This is a genomic window from Cupriavidus sp. FW305-F7 (assembly GCF_058782875.1).
Genome location: NZ_JBYSYC010000010.1, coordinates 147,501 through 164,233, shown reverse-complemented (window position 1 = coordinate 164,233; position 16,733 = coordinate 147,501). Strand labels below are relative to the sequence as shown.

Here is a 16,733-nt window from a genome sequence, read left to right as displayed (position 1 = left end):
GGACACAAGGTAGCGAGCCGGGGCCCTTCGCCACTTCGTCCGGGCGGACTAAGAAATGGCGGGACACGGCGCGCATTTCCTAGTCCACCCGGACGAGGCTGGGGCGGCCCCGCGCTGGGTATCGTTGCTTCGCCGACGAACCACGGGAGCAGGCAGATGGCGAACTCCGCCGAAGAACAATTGCTGTGCGGCCAGACCTGGGCCGAGTTTTGCGAGGTCCTTAAGCGCAGCGGGCGGCAGATCCTGCGCCCGGAGGCGCCGGCGGACGCGCTCACGCGCGCCGAGGGCTTCCGCTACCTGAGCCGCCTGCTGCGCATTGCGCTGGAGATGCATGTGGAATTCGCCGATCCGGCGTTTCCCGACTTCTTCTCACCGTCGCACGAAACCGCCAAGATCGGCGCGGACAATCCGGACAATCTCTATCGCTACGCACGCCTGGACGGCGGTGCCGAGTACCGCATCCGCGGCCGGCGCGGCACGGTGGCCTACCTGAGTTTCGGTACGCAGAAGGGCGGCTACGAAACCGACGGGCGCATGGTCCAGACCGGCTTTCTCGACAGCAACAAGCTGGCAGTGGCGGCGGATGGCAGTTTCGAAATCGTCCTCAGCGCGCGCCAGCACGAAGGCAACTGGGTGCGCATGGAGCCGGGCACCAATGCGCTGGTGGTGCGGCAGACCTTTATGGACCGCAAGGCTGAGACCCCGGCCGAACTGCACATCGAGCGCCTCAATGGCAGCGACAAGCCGCCCGTGCTCGATGCCGAGCGCCTGCACGGCGGCCTGCTGCGCGCCGCGGGCTTTGTCGAGGGCACCGCGCGCATCTTCGCCGACTGGGCGCAGGGCTATGGCGGCCATGTCAACGCACTGCCGCCCGCCGATCAGGCCGTATGCCAGGCCGCAGGCGGCGATCCCAACATCTTCTACTACCACTCCTGCTGGGCGCTGGCGGACGACGAAGCGCTGGTGGTCGAGGTGGACCGGGTGCCGGCCTGCGATTTCTGGAATTTCCAGATCAACAACTACTGGATGGAGTCGCTCGACTACCGCTACCACGACATCTGCCTGAACAAGCACAGTGCCCGGCTGGATGCCAGCGGCGGCGTCACCGTCATCCTCAGCGCGCGCGATCCTGGCCTGCCCAACTGGCTGGAGACCGCGGGCCACCGCAACGGCACCATGTGCTGGCGCTGGGTGGGGGCGGCGCAGCCGGTGCATCCACGCACGCGCGTGGTCAAGCTTGAATCGCTCAGGAATGAATGCAGGGAGAACGTATGAACACCATCGCATCCGAACACACCACGGTGCTTGACGTGGAGCGCTTGCTGGCACAGGCCAGCGAACAGGCCGGCGGACTGACTGACTTTGGCCCGGGCGACTACCGCGAGGCGCTGGAGGTGCTGTCCGACTCGCTTGCACGCGAAGCCGGGCTGTCGCCGCAGGGCGCGCAGATGCTGCAAGGCAAGCTGCAGGCGCAACTGGTGAACCGGCTGGTGATCCAGGACTACTGCCGGCGCCATCCCGAGATCCTGGACGAGGGCGTCGACGATCCGCTGGTGATCGTCGGCCTGCCGCGCACCGGCACCACGCTGCTGCAGCGCATGCTGGCCACGGACGCGCGCTTCCACTCGGCGGCGTGGTGGGAAACGCGCTACCCGGCGCCGCTGCCCGGCGAGGACGTGCGCGACGCCGGCCGGCGCATCGGGCTGGCGCGCGAGGAAGTGGCGCAGATGATCCGCTTTATCCCGGACATCCTCGCCATCCATCCGCTCGACGCCATGGCGGCCGACGAGGAATTCATGCTGATGGAGCATTCCTTCCTGTGCGCGATGGATTCCTACGCCAACGTGCCGTCCTATACCGACTGGCTGGCGCGGCAGGACCGCACCCAGGTCTATGCCTACCTGAAGACCATGCTGCAGTTCCTGCAGTGGCAGAAGCGGCAGCGCGGCGAGGCGCCGGCGCAGCGGTGGGTGCTGAAGACGCCGCAGCACCTGCATACGCTGGAAATCCTGTTCCGGGTCTTCCCCGGCGCGCAGGTCGTGCTGACCCATCGCGACCCCGCCCAGACCATTCCGTCGATGGCCAGCATGGCGCATACGCTGTGGAAGCTATACGCCGATGCGCCCGACGCCGTCACGGTGGGGCGGCAGTGGGGCGGGCAGATGCAGCGCGCCACCGCCCATGCCATGACGGTGCGCGACAGTCTGCCTGCCGACCGCTTCCTCGACGTGCGCTTCGAGGATACGGTGAGCGATCCCTTCGGCGTGGCGCAGGCGGTCTACCGCTTTGCCGGCATGCCGCTGACCGAGTCCGCCCGCGCCGGCATCTGGGCATGGATGGAGGGCAACCCGCGCAACCAGCGCGCGGCGCACGCTTATACGCTGGAGCAGTTCGGCCTGAGCCAGGAACAACTGGAACGCGATTTCGCCGGCTACCGCGCGCGGCACATCCTGAAGCAAAACTAAGACAGCGCACTGCGCATCACAGGAGACAACACCATGCTGTTGAAGGACAAGATCGTCATCGTATCCGGCATCGGCCCCGGGCTGGGCGTCAAGCTGGCCGTGGAGGCGGCGCGCGAAGGCGCCCGCGCCGTTGCCATCGCCGCGCGCACCGCGGCGAAACTGGACGACGCCCAGGCCCGCATCGACGCACTGGGCGCCGACTGCGAAGTGCTCAAGGTGGTGACCGACATCACCGACCGGGCCCAGTCCCGGCATCTGGCCGGCGAGACCATGCGCCGCTTCGGCCGCATCGACGCGCTGGTCAACAGCGCCTTCCAGCACGGCAACTTCCCCGAGCCGGTGGAAGCGGCCGACCTGGATGTCTGGCGCCAGGTGTTCGACACCAACGTGTTCGGCACCATGACCCTGACGCAGGAGGTGGCGGCGCTGATGAAGCCGCAGGGCGGCGGCGCCATTGTCATGATCAACACCCAGGCCACGCGCAAGCCGATGCCCGGCGAATCGGGCTACGCGGCGTCCAAGGGCGCGCTGGCAGTGGCGGTCAAGTACCTGGCGCGCGAACTGGGCCCGCATGGCATCCGCGCCAACAGCATCTTCATGGGCTGGATGTGGGGGGAGCCGGTGCAGGGCTATGTGCGCCACGCCGCGGCCGAGCAGGGCGTGAGCGAGGACACCGTGATCGCGCCGGTGGCCGCGCAGATTGCGCTGGGCCGCATGCCGACCGACGACGACTGCGCGCGCGCGGCGCTGTTTCTCGTGTCAGACTACGCTAGGGCCATCACCGGCGCTTCGCTGGATGCCAACGGCGGCGATTTCATGCCCTGAGTCCTGACCACACCTGCCATGACACGCTACTTTGCCTTCAACGGCGATGCCGACGGCCTGTGCGCCCTGCAGCAGCTGCGCCTGGCGGATGCCGGCGACGCCACGCTGGTCACCGGCGTCAAGCGCGATATCCGGCTGCTCGAGCGCATCGACGCCGGGCCGGGCGACACCGTGACCGCGCTGGACATCTCGCTCGAGCAGAACCGCGATGGCCTGATGCGGCTGCTCGGCGCCGGTGCGCGGGTGGACTACTTCGACCACCACCATGCCGGCGAACTGCCCGGGCATGCCGGCCTGCGCGCGCATATCGACGAGGGGCCGGAGGTCTGCACCAGTATCCTGGTCGACCGCCACCTGGACGGCTGCCACCGGCGCTGGGCGATCACCGCCGCGTTCGGCGACAACCTGGGCGGCGTGGCGCGCGCGCTGGCGGCGCAGGCGGGGTTGGGCGAGTGCGAAACCGCGGTGCTGGAACAGCTGGGCACGTGCCTGAACTACAACGCCTATGGCGAGTGCGTGGCGGACCTGCATTTCGATCCCGCCGAGCTGGCGCGGCACATGCTGCCGTTTGCCGACCCGCTGGCGTTCGCCGCGCAATGCGGGGCCTATGCGGTGCTGTGCGAGGGCTATGAGGACGACATGGCCCGCGGGCGCTGCCTGGCGCCCGCGCACGAAGTGCCCGGCGCCGCGCTGCTGGTGCTGCCGGACGCGCCGTGGGCGCGGCGCGCGATCGGCGTGCTGGCCAATGAACTGGTGCGCGGCCGGCCCGGCGACGCCATCGGCCTGCTCTCGCCGAAGTCCGGCGGCGGCTTTGCCGTCAGCGTGCGGGTGCCCGCGCACAGCGCCACCGGGGCGGCCGATTTCTGCCGCGGCTTCGAGACCGGCGGCGGCCGGCGCCTGGCAGGCGGCATCAACCACCTGCCAGACGCCGAAGTGGAGCGCTTCACGCGCAGCTTTGCCGATTGCTTCGGCTGCCGTTCCTGACAGTTCAGCACGGCGGCACGAACTCGGTGACCTCCAGGTCGAAGCCGGTGACGGCGCGATACGGCACCGGATGGCTGAGCAGGCGCAGCTTGTGCGCCCCCACATCGCGCAGGATCTGCGCCCCGACCCCCAGCGCGCGTTGCGCGAAGGCCGGCGCCGGCGAGGCGGCGGCCGGCGCTGCCAGCCGGTCCAGCCGCTGCTGCGGCGATTCACGTTCATCCAGCAGCACCAGCACCCCGCAACCTTCGGCGCCGATGCGCGCGAGCGAGCGCTCCAGGTTCCACGCGGGCTGGGCCGGCGTGCCGAAGCCCAGCACGTCGCGCTGCATTTCCACGGTCTGAACGCGTGTCAGCACCGGCTGCCCAGGATCGGGCTGGCCCAGCACCAGCGCCAGATGGAGCGCATCGACCGGCGTGTCATGGTAGGCGTGCACGGTGAAGCATCCGTAGGGCGTGGCCAGTTCCGTCGAATGCGTGCGGCGCAGTGCGCTTTCGGTCAGCAGCCGGTGGTGGATCAGCCCGCTGATCGAAACCGCCGGCAGGCCATGGTGCCGCGCGAAGGCTAGCAGCGCGGGGCCGCGCAGCAGGTCGCCATCGTCATCGAGCAGCATCGCATAGGCGCCGGCGGCGACGCGCCCGGCCAGCGCCGGCAGGTCGGAGCAGGCCTCGGCAAAGCCCGCGCGGCGCAGCACGCCGTCGGGCTGCGCCACCACCGGGAAGATGTGGCCGGGCTGGACCAGGTCATGCGGCTGCGCGCGCGCTGCCGCCGCCACGCGCAGCGTGAGCGCGCGGTCGGCGGCGGAAATGCCGGTGCTGACGCCGCTGGCCGCTTCGATCGACACCGTGTAGCGCTCGCGCTGGCGGTGGTTTGCGGCCATCGGCGGCAACTGCAGCAGCGCGCGGCGCGCCTCGGTGATCGCCATGCAGACCAGGCCGCGCGCCTCGGCGGCCATGAAGTTGACATCGGCCTCGCTGGCGCGTTCCGCGGCAACCAGGACGCAGCCAGTGGCTTCGTCGGTCTCGTCTTCGATCACCAGCACACGCTGGCCCGCGACCAGCGCCGCGAGCACGTCGGCCATCGGCGGCAGGGGGGTGGCGGGGCTCATGCTGCCTCCTGTCGGGCCACCAAAGGCCTGGCGCAGCGACGTAGCGGCCGCATCCAGCGCATCGCTGGCGGCATCGATCATCCCTTGCATGCTGATAAAACCGTGGAACTGGCCCGGCCAGCGGCGCACGGCGGCGCCGCCGCCCGCGCGCTGCAGGGCCTCGCCATAGGCCTCGCCCTGGTCGCGCAGCGGGTCGTATTCCGCGGTGATGATGGTGGCCGGCGGCAGGCCATGCAGCTCGCGCTGGTGCAGCGGGCTGGCGCGCACATCGGTGGCGTCGGCCGGGTTGGCCAAGTACTGGGCGCGATACCAGTCAAGTTCCGCGGCGCCGAGGAAGTAGCCCTGCGCGCATTCGCGATAGCTGGCGCTGGCGGCCGCGGCGTCGCTGCAGTCCAGGTAGGGGTAGAGCAGCAGCTGGTGCCGCAGCGCGATGCCGCTGCCGCGCAACTGCTGGCAGGCCACGGCGGCAAGGTTGCCGCCGGCACTGTCGCCAGCCACAGCCAGCCGGGCCGGGTCGGCGCCCAGTTGCGCCGCATGCGCGGCGGCCCAGCGCACGGCCGCGACGGCGTCGTCGGCGGCGGCGGGGAAGCGTGCTTCCGGCGCGAGCCGGTAGTCGACCGACAGCACCAGCGCGACGCTGCGGCGCGCCAGGCTGCGGCAGATGTTGTCGTGCGAATCGAGGCCGCAGAGGACAAAGCCGCCGCCATGGAAATAGACCACGAGCGGCAGTGCCGTGCTGTCGTCGGGCCGGTACAGGCGGGCCTGCAGCGGGCCTGCGGCGCCAACGATGGTGAGGTCCTGCTGCGTGGCGACGGTGTCGCCGGGCGCGAACGCGGGCATGGCCGCCAGCGCGGCGCGGTAGTCGGCGGCGCGCAGGGTGGAAAAGTCGGGGCTGGGCATGGCGGCCATGGCTTCAAGCACGGCGCGGGCCTGGGGATCGAGCGGCATGGGGTCTCCTGGATTGCAGTGGGGAAATCGGTGTCAGAGCGCGAACGCCGGCGGGGTGCCGGCGGCAATGCCTTGCGCGCGCGCCAGCGCCGCTTGCACGGCCTGCTCGTGCGGCAGGATCCAGAACCGGCCGGCCGAGACCCCGTCCAGAATGTAGCGCGCGACCGCGTCCGGCGTCATGCCGGCGGCAATGCCGCTGCGCAGCGCGCCGTTCATCTGGTCCACCTCCTGCGGCCCGCCGCCGTCCAGGCCGGCCGCGATGCCGGTGGCCACCGGACCGGGGCAGACCACGGACACGCCCAGCGGCAGGCCCGCAGCCTGCAGCTCCAGCGCGAGCCCTTCGCTGAGCGCCACCACCGCTTGCTTGGACAGCGTGTAGGGGGCCAGCCAAGGCCCCACGGCGAGGCCGGCCATCGAGGCCACGTTGACGATATGGCCGGCGCCTTGCGCCGCCATGCGCGGCACGAAGCAGCGCAGCGCGTGCAGCACGCTCCACAGGTTGACGCGCATCACGTGGTCGAACACCTCCGGCGGCAGCTCCCAGCAGCGGCCGGTGGCGAGCACGCCGGCGTTGTTGACCAGCAGGTCGACACGGCCCAGGCGCAGGAAACTTTCCTCGCACAGGTGCTCGATCTGCCGCACGTCGCAGACATCGGTAGGCACGGCGATGACGTTTGCCCCCTGGCCGGCAAGCGTCTCGCGCACCGCTTCAAGCGCGCGGGCGTCGATATCGGCCAGCGCCAGCGCGTAGCCTTGCGCTGCCAGGGCCTGCGCGAGCGCGCGGCCGATGCCGCTGGCCGCTCCGGTGATCACTGCGGCCTGCTGCCGCGGGTCTGCCGCCATGGTCATGGTTCTCCGTGAAAAGAAGGCGGCGGGGATCGCCGCGCATGGCTGACTTGTAGCGGCAGCGCGGCGGCACGGCATCGTCTGTTTGGGTAGGAGGGCGGCGTCACATGGTGTCTAGGGGTTTGCCCTTGAACGCCCTGGATGGGTCTGTCCTTAGTCTGTTTGGAGTATGTGTTCGGCCCGCCGGCGCGTGAGGATTGGCCTGTCCCGCAAGACTAGTCCGGCCAGCGTTTGTAGCCGGTCTTGACTAGGGCAAACCATGAAGGCGGGGGCAAGCCGCGACCCCTATGCCGTCCCTATAATCAGGGCACAAAAAAGGGCCACAGAGCCCGTAGCAGGCCAGCGCCGACCCGGCAAGTCCGAAGCGCTGAGCACGCCACAATGGAGACAGAGGAAATGCTGATGGAGGTTAGCCAGAACCAGGCGACCGCACACCTGTTCGCACAGGCAACGGTGTCGCTGTCGGAGTTCAGCACATTGCTGGGCAATATCTACCAGGGCCCGATGGAGCAGGTGCCCTGGGGCAAGGCACTGGAACAGATCCGCCGCCAGCTCAACGCCAACTATTGCACCCTGATCCTGCGCTCGCCGGCCACGGACCGGCCCGGGCTGATGGTCAATGCGTCCGAACATGGCTCGACCTTGCCCGGCGAGACCTCCTACAACAACTACTACTACGCGCTCGACCCGTTCATCGGCCTGCCGTCGGACCGGGTGGTGACCATCGATGAACATCTCGGGCCCGGCGCCTGGTGCCAGAGCGAGCTCTACCAGCAGTTCCTCAAGGACATCGGCATCCGCTACATCCTTGGCGCAGACCTGCGTACCGATGACGGCGTCGAATGCCGCTTCCGCGTGTGCCGCGAGCATGACGGGCGTGACTTCTCCGCCGCCGACAAGGCGCTGTGCACCGCGCTGCTGCCGCACCTGAAGCGCGCGGTGGACCTGCACTCGCGCATCGACGTGGTTGAATCGGAACGCACGGTGTATGCCAGCGCCATCGACCGCATGCTGGTCGGGATGGTGATCCTGGACGAGTCCGGCGCCATCATCAAGACCAATGCCGCCGCCGATGAAATCCTTGGCGCCAAGGATGGCATCCGCGTCGCCAAAGGCGGGCTGGACGTGGAATACGGCCAGGAGAACCGCAAGTTCCAGCGCCTGCTGCGCCAGGCCATGATGGGCCACCTCGGCACCACGCCGGCGCTGATGGAGGCGATGTCGATCACGCGCCCGTCCGGCAGCGCCAGGCTGGGCGTGCTGATCCGCACCATCCCGCTCAGCGAGTGGTCCGAGGACAACCGCAAGCGCCCCGCCTGCGTGGTGTTCATCCGCGACCCGGAGCGGCGCTCGCAGGCCTCGCACGAGGTGGTGCGCCAGCTCTTTGACTTCACGCCGGCGGAGACGCAGCTGGCGCTCCAGCTGGCCAACGGGCTCACGCTCGATGAGGCCGCGGACGAGCTCGGCATCAGCAAGAACACGGCGCGCGCGCACCTGCGGGCGATTTTCTCCAAGACCGGCGTGACCCGGCAGGCCACGCTGGTGCGTATGCTGCTGAGCAGCGTGATTTCGCTGGGCTAAGCGACGTAACGCACGTCAAGGCTTTGCGCTGAGCACCAGCGCAAAGCCTTCCGGCGTTTCCAGCACCGCGCGCGTCTCATGCGGCCCCTGCGCCGCGGGCAGCGTCACGCTGGCGCCGGCACCCACCAGCCGCGCCATCGCCGCGGCGATATCGTCACCCTCATCCACCTTGAAGGCCAGCGCGGGCTGGTCCACCAGGCGTTCCTCGCCGGCCACCAGCGCCAGCGTCAGCGCGCCCGCGTCGAGCGCGCAATAGCGGCTTCCGTCGCGAAATTTCACCGGTAGTCCAAGTCCTTCCGTGAAGAACGGCAGCGCGGTGTCGATGTCCGCGACGGGGTAAAGCAGCAGCCTGGCTTGCATGATGTCCTGATCCTCCTGGTGAAAGCGGGCGTGATGCCCGTGGCCAATGATAGGGATGCTCCATGTCCTGCTCATAATCCAATCAGACGATGTTGCAACGCCTTGCGCCGACCACACTGCGATCACACAGGCCGCTTCGGGCCGGTGGCGCGGCAACCGGCGGCGCCCCGGCGGCGGTCCTGAACCATCAATGCCAGAGAAGGGGACTGCAATGCGTTTTTCACTGATCTATGAAGCCCAGACCGTCGATGCCTCGCGTGCCGGCGACCACAAGGTGTTCGATGAAATCATGGAACAGGTGGTGCTGGCCGAGGACATGGGCTTTGACGTGGTCTGGGCGGTCGAGCACACCGCACTGACCAACTATGCGCACATGAGCGCGCCGGAGACCTTCCTGGCCTTCGTTGCCGGGCGCACGCAGCGCATCGGCATCGGCCACGGCGTGGTGTGCCTGCCGCCGGCGATGAACCATCCGGTCAAGGTGGCCGAGCGCATCGCCACGCTGGACATCCTGTCCGGCGGCCGCGTGCACTTCGGCGTGGGCAAGGGCGGCACCCAGCAGGAGGCCGGCACCTTCGGCTACGACCTGAACAGCCTGCACCCGATGATCGACGAATCGATGTACCTGATCCCGAAGATCATGACGCAGGACGAGATCGAGCACGACGGCGAGTTCATCAAGATCCCGCGCCGCCCGATCCACCCCAAGCCGCGCCAGGACCCGCACCCGCTGATGTACCTGGCCTGCACCAATGCCGACACGCTGCAGCGCGCCGGCGCGCGCGGCATGGGCGCGCTGGTGCTCGGCTTTGGCGGCCCCGAGGATGTTGCCAGGAAGAACGAAATCTACCGTACCGCGTGGGAGACCCGCAAGCCGGAGGACCAGGTGGGCTTCCGCCCGCACCAGCACCTGGCCGCGCTGTGCCCGACCATCGTGCTGGAAGACGGCCTGGCCGCGCGCAAGATCGGCATCAAGGGCCAGCGCTATTTCATGGAGTCGCTGTCGTACTGGTATGCCGGCGGCGAGCGGCCGGACCCGTCCACCTGGGACGACGAGCATGTCACCGCCACGGACGCGCAGGGCAAGGCCGTCATCAACACGAAGTTCGCCTCCGAGAAGGTCTCGGTGGATTTCAGCGACCCGTCGATGATGATGCTCAACCCCAACCATGCCTACGGCACCGTCGAGGACTGCATCGGCTACGTGCAGCGCCTGATCGATTCCGGCGCCGACGAGATCCTATTCATCTGCCAGATGGGCACGGTGCCGCAATGGGCGCAGCTGGAAACCATCCGCAATATCGGCGAGCACGTGATCCCGCACTTCCGCAAGCAGGGTCGGAAGCTGCGCGCGCTGGCTTGATCACGGCTACGTCACGCTGCGGTTTTCTCCCCTCTCCCGCTTGCGGGAGAGGGGCAGGGGGTGAGGGTAGGCGGTGGCATACCGCAGGCCTTACTTCGCAGGACACGCCCGCCCTCACCCCAACCCTCTCCCGCAAGCGGGAGAGGGAGCACGCAAGCGGAAGCTGAAGGGCCTGAAGCACATAGCTAGTCCCAACAGACGATGGCACCCCGCCCCGCCGGTGCAAACATCGATGCCAGCCCAAGACAAAGCGACATAGCAACAAGGAGACCGCGGTGCATCACGACAACAATCCCAAGGAACTGGCGGAACGGCTGATCGCGCGTGCCGAACAGATGATTCCGGTGCTGGCCCAGCGCGCCGCGCAGGCCGAGGCCGAAGCGCGCATTCCCGCCGAGACCATTGCCGACATGCAGGCCGCGGGCTTCTTCAAGGTGCTGCAGCCCCGCCGCCACGGCGGCTACGAGCTCGATCCGCAGACCTTCTTCCGCATCCAGATGGCGCTGGCCAAGGGCTGCATGTCGACCGCCTGGGTCTATGGCGTGGTCGGTGTGCACAACTGGCAGCTGGCGCTATTCGACGAGCGCGCGCAGCAGGAAGTGTGGGGCAGCAACCCTGCCACGCTGATCGCCTCGACCTATATGCCGGTGGGCAAGGTCACGCCGGTCGAAGGCGGCTATCGCTTCTCCGGCCACTGGAAGTTCTCCAGCGGCAGCGAGCTGTGCGACTGGATCTTCCTGGGCGGGCTGGTGCCGCCGGCCGAGCCGGGCGGCGCCTATGATTACCGCACCTTCCTGCTGCCGCGCTCCGACTACAAGATCGTGCGCAACTGGGATGTGCTGGGCCTGCGTGCGACCGGCAGCCACGATATCGTGGTCGAGGACGTGTTCGTGCCCGATTACCGCACCCACCGCGCCGTCGATGGCGCCATGGGCACCAGCCCGGGGCTGGCGGTCAATGACGCGCCGCTGTACCGGCTGCCGTTCGCGCAGATCTTTGTGCGCGCGGTGTGCACCGCCTGCATCGGGGCGCTGGAAGGCACGCTCGATGACTTTGTCGCCTATGCCGACGGCCGCGTCAGCAGCAACGGTGGCGGCAAGACTGCGGAAGACGGCGGCGCGCAGATGGCTTGCGCCAACGCGCAGGTGGCCATCGACGAGATGCGAACCATCCTTGAACGCAACTTCGACGAGCTGCTGGCCGTTGCGCGTGAAGGCGGCCAGGTGCAGACCCCGCGCCGCCTGCATTTCCGCTACCAGTCCGCGCAAGTGGCCGAGCGCTGCGCGCAACTGGCCAACGGCCTGCTGCGCTATGCCGGCGGCAACGGCATCTACCGCAGCAACCCGATGGTGCGCCGTTTCCTCGACCTGCATGCGGCCCGCGCCCACTACGCCAACAACCTGGACCGCTTCGGCCAGAACCTGGGCGGCGTGATGATGGGCCGCGCCAACACTGACTTCTTCATCTGAGCCGCGCGCCGGCACGGAGACCCAATATGAGCCAGAGCAGAGCGCGCATGCAGCCCAGCGAGTTTGACGTGGTGGTGGTCGGCTCGGGCGCCGGCGGCATGCTGGCCGCCTGCCGCGCCGCGGACCGCGGACTGTCGGTGGTGGTGCTGGAAAAGAGCAGCCAGTACGGCGGCACCTCGGCGGTGTCCGGCGGCGGCATCTGGATTCCGCTCAACCACCATATCGCGCCGGCAGGTGGGCGCGACGACTACGCCACGGCGCTGGAATACATCCTGGCGTGCGCCGGCGAGCACGGCGATCCGCAGCGCGTGCGCGCCTATCTTGAGCAGGCGCCCCGCATGCTCCAGTACCTGGAGCAGCAGGCCGGCGTGCGCTACTACACGCTGCCGCGCTACGCGGACTACTTCCAGAAGGTTCCGGGTGCGATGCCGGGTTACCGCGCGCTCGACCCGATGCCGTTCGACGGCGCGCAGCTGCGCGAGGAATTCTCGCGGCTGCGGCCGCCGTCGCCAGGCACGCTGGTGGGCGGGCGCGTGGCCGTGACCTCGGCCGAGGCGCATGCGCTGCTGTGCCGCGCGCCCGGCTGGCTGGGCCTGGCGGCGCGCCAGTTTTCCCGCTACTGGCTCGACCTGGGCTGGCGCCGCAAGACCCGGCGCGACCGCCGGCTCACGCTCGGCAACAGCCTGGTCGGTGGCCTGCGGCGGGCCATGATGGACCGCGCGATCCCGCTGTGGCTCGATACCGCGCTGCAGGACCTGATCGTCGAGGACGGCACCGTCCGCGGCGTGCGCGCGGTGCAGGACGGGCGCGTGGTGGAGATCCGCGCGCTGCGCGGCGTGATCCTGGCCGCCGGCGGCTTCGAGCGCAACCAGGCCATGCGCGAACAGTACCTGCCGCAACCGACCCAGGCCGCCTGGAGCGCGACGCCGCCCAACAACACCGGCGACGGCATCCGCGCCGCCCAGGCCGCCGGCGCCGGCGTGGCGCTGATGTCCCACGTCTGGGGCGCACCCACCGTGCATGTGCAGGGCGAGGAAAAGCAGCGCGCGCTCTTTATCGAGCGCGCCATGCCCGGCTGCCTGGTGGTGAACGGGCAGGGCCGGCGCTTCGTCAACGAGGCCGCGCCGTATTCCGAGTTCGTGCCCGCCATGTACCGCGACCACGAGAAGACCGGCAGCAGCGTGCCGGCGTGGATGGTGTTCGACGCCACCTTCCGCCACAAATACCCGTGCGGGCCGATCCTGCCCGGCTCGGTCATGCCGGACCGCAGCATTCCGGCAAGCCTGTCCGGCATCCTGGTGCGCGCCGACTCGCTGGCACAGCTGGCGCAGCGGATCGGTGTCGATGCCGGCGGCCTGGCCGACAGCGTGGCGCGCATGAACCGCTACGCGGCCACCGGCGTGGACGAGGAGTTCGGCAAGGGCGACAACCTGTTCGATACCTACTACAGCGACCCGGCAGTGCAGCCCAACCCGTGCCTGGCGCCGATCGGCAAGGCGCCGTTCTACGCCGTGCGGCTCGATGCCGGCGACATCGGCACCAAGGGCGGCCTGGTGACGGACGCCAGCGCGCGCGTGCTGCGCGACGACGGCACCGCCATTGCCGGGCTCTTCGCCATCGGCAATACCAGTGCCTCGATGATGGGCACCAGCTATCCCGGCGCGGGCTCCACCCTGGGCCCGGCCATGACCTTCGGCTTTATTGCTGCCGACGTGCTCTCCCAGAACGCGCGCCAGCCTGCCGCCGCGCCCCATGCTCAAACCGTACAGGAGGCCTTATGAGCGCCAACCTCGAACCCAGCACCGCGCTGCGCGATGACATGCTGATGGCGATGCGCCGCATGGCGCGCTCGGTGGCGGTGATCAGCTGCCGCCATGGCGAGCGCCGCTATTCGATGTCCGTGACCGCGGTCGATTCGCTGTCCGCGGACCCGCCTTCGCTGCTGATCTGCATCAACCGCAATTCGTCGATCTACCCGCCGCTGGACGCCGGCGCGGACTTCTGCATCAACCTGCTGGCAGCCGACCACCGCGATATCGCGGTGGATTGCAGCGGCCGGCTCAAGGGCGAGGAACGCTTCACCAGTGGCGAGTGGGAGGACGACCTGCTTGGCGTGCCGTGCCTGCGCGACGCGCAGGCGAATCTGGTGTGCCAGCAGGATGGCCGCTTCGACTACGGCACGCACGCAGTCTTCATCGGACGCCTGCGCGAGGTAAAGCTGGCTGGCGAGGTGTCGCCGCTGGTCTATGTCGACGGTGCCTATACCACGTCCGCGCCGCTTGGCGCACTGTGTTCGGCCTAAACCGGGAGCGCAAGCCAGCATGTACCCTCCGACCGATTCCGCCACGCCGGTCCACGCGCCGCTGCGCCTGGACGATCCGGCCGCACACCCGTGGCAGGCCGCCTGCGATGCCGTGGTGGTGGGCTTCGGCGCTGCCGGGGCCTGCGCCGCGCTGGAAGCCGCGCATGGCGGCGCGCGCGTGATCGTTGCGGAACGCTTCGAAGGCGGAGGCGCCAGCGCCAGGAGCGGCGGGGTGGTCTACGCCGGCGGCGGCACGCGCTACCAGTCCGCCGCGGGCTATGCCGATACACCGCAGGCGATGGCGGACTACCTGCGCCAGGAGACGGGCGGGGTCGTCAGCGATGCCACGCTGCAGGCGTTCTGCCAGCGCAGCCGCGAGATGATCGGCTGGCTGGAAGGCCTGGGCGTGCGCTTTGCCGCCACCGTGCCGCCGCGCAAGACCTCGTATCCGGCGCAGCCCTATTACCTCTACTACTCCGGCAACGAAGCGGTTACCGGGTATGCGCAGCATGCCGCGCCCGCGCCGCGCGGCCACCGCGTGAAAGGCCCCGGCATGTCCGGCCGCATGCTGTATGGCGTGCTGCGCGCCGCCGTGCAGGCCCGGCCGGAGGTGACGGTGATGCGCCAGACCGCGGCACGGCGGCTGATTCTCGACCAGGACGGCGCGGTCGTCGGCATCGAGCTGTGGCAGCTGCCGCCGGGCCGCCACCAGAAGCGCCACGCCCGCCTGGCGCGCCTGGCCGAGCGCCTGCACAACGCAGCGCCTGCGCTGGCCGACCTGCTGCGCGAGCGCGTGCTGCAACTGGAACTGCGCCATGCGCGCCCGGTTGCGGTGCGCACCGGCGCGGTGGTGCTGGCCGCCGGGGGCTTTATCTTCAACCGCGCCATGGTGGCGCGCCACGCCGGCAAGTATCTGCAGACCTGGCGCCTTGGCGCGACCGGCTGCGACGGCAGCGGCATCCGCCTCGGCGAGTCGGCGGGCGCGGCCACGCGGCACCTGGAGCGGGTCTCGGCATGGCGCTTCATCAATCCGCCGTTCGACTGGGCGCGCGGCTGCGTGGTCGATGCGCAGGGTGCGCGCATCGGCAACGAGGAAACCTACGGCGCCACCCTTGGTCACGCCATCTGCGAACGGCACGGCGGGCGGGCCTGGCTGGTCCTGAACCGCGAACTGGCGCGCGCCGCTCTGCGCGAATGCCTGGGCGGCCGGCTGTGGGCCTTCCAGGCCTTGCCCGCGGCGCTGCTGATGTTGGCGGGGTCGCGGCGCGCCGCCAGCCTCGAGGCGCTTGCCAGCAAACTGGGCATGCCCGGCGCGGCGCTGCGGGCCACTGTCGATGCCTATAACGCCGCGGCCCGCGGCGAGATCCCCGATCCGGCCGGCAAGTCGGCGCCGATGTGCGCGTCGCTCGAAACCGGGCCGTGGCTTGCCATCGACATCTCGGCCAACAGCCGCGTCTTTCCGTGTCCTGCCATCACGCTGGGCGGCTTGTCAGTGGAAGAGTCCAGCGGCCGTGTATTGGCTGCCGCTGGCGGGGCACCCATTCCAGGGCTTTATGCCGTGGGCCGTACTGCCGTCGGCATCGCATCCAACCATTACGTAAGCGGCCTGTCGCTTGCCGACTGCATCTGGTCGGGGCGCAACGCGGGCCGCCACCTGACACGACAGCCTGCCGGCGACCGGCAGGCACACACCAACGAGGAGACTACCCATGAGCCAACGTACTGAAGGAAAGATCGCCATCATCACCGGGGCCGCCAGCGGCGTCGGCAAGGAAGACGCACTGCTGCTGGCGCGCGAAGGCGCGCGCGTGGTGCTGACCGACCTCAACGAGGAAGCGGGCCATGCCCTGGCGCGCGAGATCGGCGAGACCGCGCTGTTCGTGCCGCATGACATCGCCAGCGAAGCGGGCTGGCAGCAGGTGATGGCGCGCACCGAAAAGCAATTCGGCGCGCCCAGCGTGCTGGTCAACAATGCCGCCATCCTGATGCTGGGTTCGGTCGAGGACGCCACGCTGGAGCAATGGCAGCGCGTGATGCGCATCAATGCCGACGGCTACTTCCTCGGCTGCAAGTACGGCGTGGCCGCGATGAAGGCGGGCGGCGGCAGCATCGTCAATATGTCGTCGGTGGCGGCGCTGGGCGGCATGGGTGCGTTCTGCGCCTACAGCGCCAGCAAGGGCGCGGTAGCCGCGCTGACGCGCGCGGTGGCGGGACACTGCAAGCAGAGCGGCTACCGGATCCGCTGCAACTCGATCCACCCGGACGGCATCCTCACGCCGATGACCGCGGCCTTCCTGCCGGGCGGTGCCACGGCCCTGCCGGAGGAGGTGGGCGGCGCCGAGCCGATGCAGCGCATGTGCCATCCGCGCGACGTGGCCAACCTGGTGCTGTTCCTGGCCTCCGACGAATCGCGCTTTATCAACGGTGCGGAACTGCGCATCGACAACGCGCAGACCATCATGGGCGTGGCCTGACCCCGCCCCGA

General features: G+C 69.3%; 14 protein-coding genes and 1 pseudogene. 11 read left to right on the top strand and 4 right to left on the bottom strand.

Annotated elements, in window-relative coordinates:
* The first annotated feature begins 156 nt into the window (after positions 1-156).
* Genes AC3WL8_RS12180 through AC3WL8_RS12165 form a run of 4 tightly spaced genes read left to right on the top strand, consistent with a single transcriptional unit; the run spans position 157 to position 4,274 of the window.
* Positions 157-1,275: a DUF1214 domain-containing protein gene (locus tag AC3WL8_RS12180; RefSeq protein WP_492378313.1), complete on the top strand. Its 1,119-nt coding sequence runs from the start codon at positions 157-159 to the stop codon at positions 1,273-1,275.
* Positions 1,272-2,465: a sulfotransferase family protein gene (locus AC3WL8_RS12175; RefSeq protein WP_492378312.1), complete on the top strand. Its 1,194-nt coding sequence runs from the start codon at positions 1,272-1,274 to the stop codon at positions 2,463-2,465. Before AC3WL8_RS12180 ends, AC3WL8_RS12175 begins: the two co-directional genes overlap by 4 nt.
* A 33-nt stretch (positions 2,466-2,498) precedes the next feature.
* Positions 2,499-3,290 carry an SDR family oxidoreductase gene (locus tag AC3WL8_RS12170; protein ID WP_153953847.1) on the top strand — a complete coding sequence of 264 codons (792 nt, stop codon included), beginning with the start codon at positions 2,499-2,501 and terminating at the stop codon, positions 3,288-3,290.
* A gap of 18 nt (positions 3,291-3,308) precedes the next feature.
* Positions 3,309-4,274: a hypothetical protein gene (locus tag AC3WL8_RS12165; RefSeq protein ID WP_013952273.1), complete on the top strand. Its 966-nt coding sequence runs from the start codon at positions 3,309-3,311 to the stop codon at positions 4,272-4,274.
* 4 nt (positions 4,275-4,278) lie between these two features.
* Here the strand turns inward: AC3WL8_RS12165 and AC3WL8_RS12160 are convergent, their stop codons facing one another.
* The 3 genes and pseudogenes from AC3WL8_RS12160 to AC3WL8_RS12150 form a co-directional block, all read right to left on the bottom strand.
* The gene (locus AC3WL8_RS12160; protein ID WP_153953845.1) at positions 4,279-5,379 is read right to left on the bottom strand and encodes a 3,4-dihydroxy-2-butanone-4-phosphate synthase; all 1,101 of its coding nucleotides are present in this window, start codon (positions 5,377-5,379) and stop codon (positions 4,279-4,281) included.
* A gap of 15 nt (positions 5,380-5,394) precedes the next feature.
* Positions 5,395-6,327: pseudogene (lipP1, locus tag AC3WL8_RS12155) on the bottom strand (LipP1 family hormone-sensitive lipase); the annotation flags it as partial.
* Between the two features lie 33 nt (positions 6,328-6,360).
* Positions 6,361-7,170, bottom strand: a complete 810-nt coding sequence (locus AC3WL8_RS12150) for an SDR family NAD(P)-dependent oxidoreductase (RefSeq protein WP_041228802.1) — start codon at positions 7,168-7,170, stop codon at positions 6,361-6,363.
* A 399-nt stretch (positions 7,171-7,569) separates the two neighbouring features.
* Between AC3WL8_RS12150 and AC3WL8_RS12145 the strand changes: the two genes are divergently transcribed.
* Positions 7,570-8,754, top strand: a complete 1,185-nt coding sequence (locus AC3WL8_RS12145) for a helix-turn-helix transcriptional regulator (RefSeq protein WP_153953843.1) — start codon at positions 7,570-7,572, stop codon at positions 8,752-8,754.
* Between the two features lie 15 nt (positions 8,755-8,769).
* On the opposite strand, the gene AC3WL8_RS12140 is transcribed toward AC3WL8_RS12145, so the two are convergent.
* Entirely contained in the window at positions 8,770-9,114 is a 345-nt protein-coding gene (locus tag AC3WL8_RS12140) for a VOC family protein (RefSeq protein ID WP_211979688.1), read from the bottom strand.
* A gap of 211 nt (positions 9,115-9,325) precedes the next feature.
* Here AC3WL8_RS12140 and AC3WL8_RS12135 point away from each other — a divergent pair, with 211 nt between their 5' ends.
* From AC3WL8_RS12135 to AC3WL8_RS12110, 6 genes are all read left to right on the top strand, one after another.
* On the top strand, positions 9,326-10,477 hold the full coding sequence (locus tag AC3WL8_RS12135; protein ID WP_013952279.1) for an LLM class flavin-dependent oxidoreductase: 1,152 nt from the start codon (positions 9,326-9,328) through the stop codon (positions 10,475-10,477).
* Positions 10,478-10,752: 275 nt separating this feature from the next.
* Entirely contained in the window at positions 10,753-11,946 is a 1,194-nt protein-coding gene (locus AC3WL8_RS12130; protein ID WP_211979689.1) for an acyl-CoA dehydrogenase family protein, read from the top strand.
* Positions 11,947-11,972: 26 nt separating this feature from the next.
* Positions 11,973-13,727: an FAD-dependent oxidoreductase gene (locus tag AC3WL8_RS12125; protein WP_013952281.1), complete on the top strand. Its 1,755-nt coding sequence runs from the start codon at positions 11,973-11,975 to the stop codon at positions 13,725-13,727.
* Positions 13,724-14,248 (top strand): flavin reductase family protein, encoded by a 525-nt coding sequence (locus AC3WL8_RS12120; RefSeq protein WP_013952282.1) that lies wholly within the window; start codon positions 13,724-13,726, stop codon positions 14,246-14,248. Before AC3WL8_RS12125 ends, AC3WL8_RS12120 begins: the two co-directional genes overlap by 4 nt.
* A 19-nt stretch (positions 14,249-14,267) precedes the next feature.
* A complete protein-coding gene (locus AC3WL8_RS12115; RefSeq protein ID WP_211979690.1) occupies positions 14,268-15,974 on the top strand; it encodes an FAD-binding protein in 1,707 nt (568 codons plus the stop codon).
* Complete coding sequence (locus tag AC3WL8_RS12110; protein ID WP_211979691.1) at positions 15,958-16,722, top strand: SDR family oxidoreductase; 765 nt, start codon at positions 15,958-15,960, stop codon at positions 16,720-16,722. The genes AC3WL8_RS12115 and AC3WL8_RS12110 overlap by 17 nt, the downstream gene beginning before the upstream one ends.
* Positions 16,723-16,733: the final 11 nt, after the last annotated feature.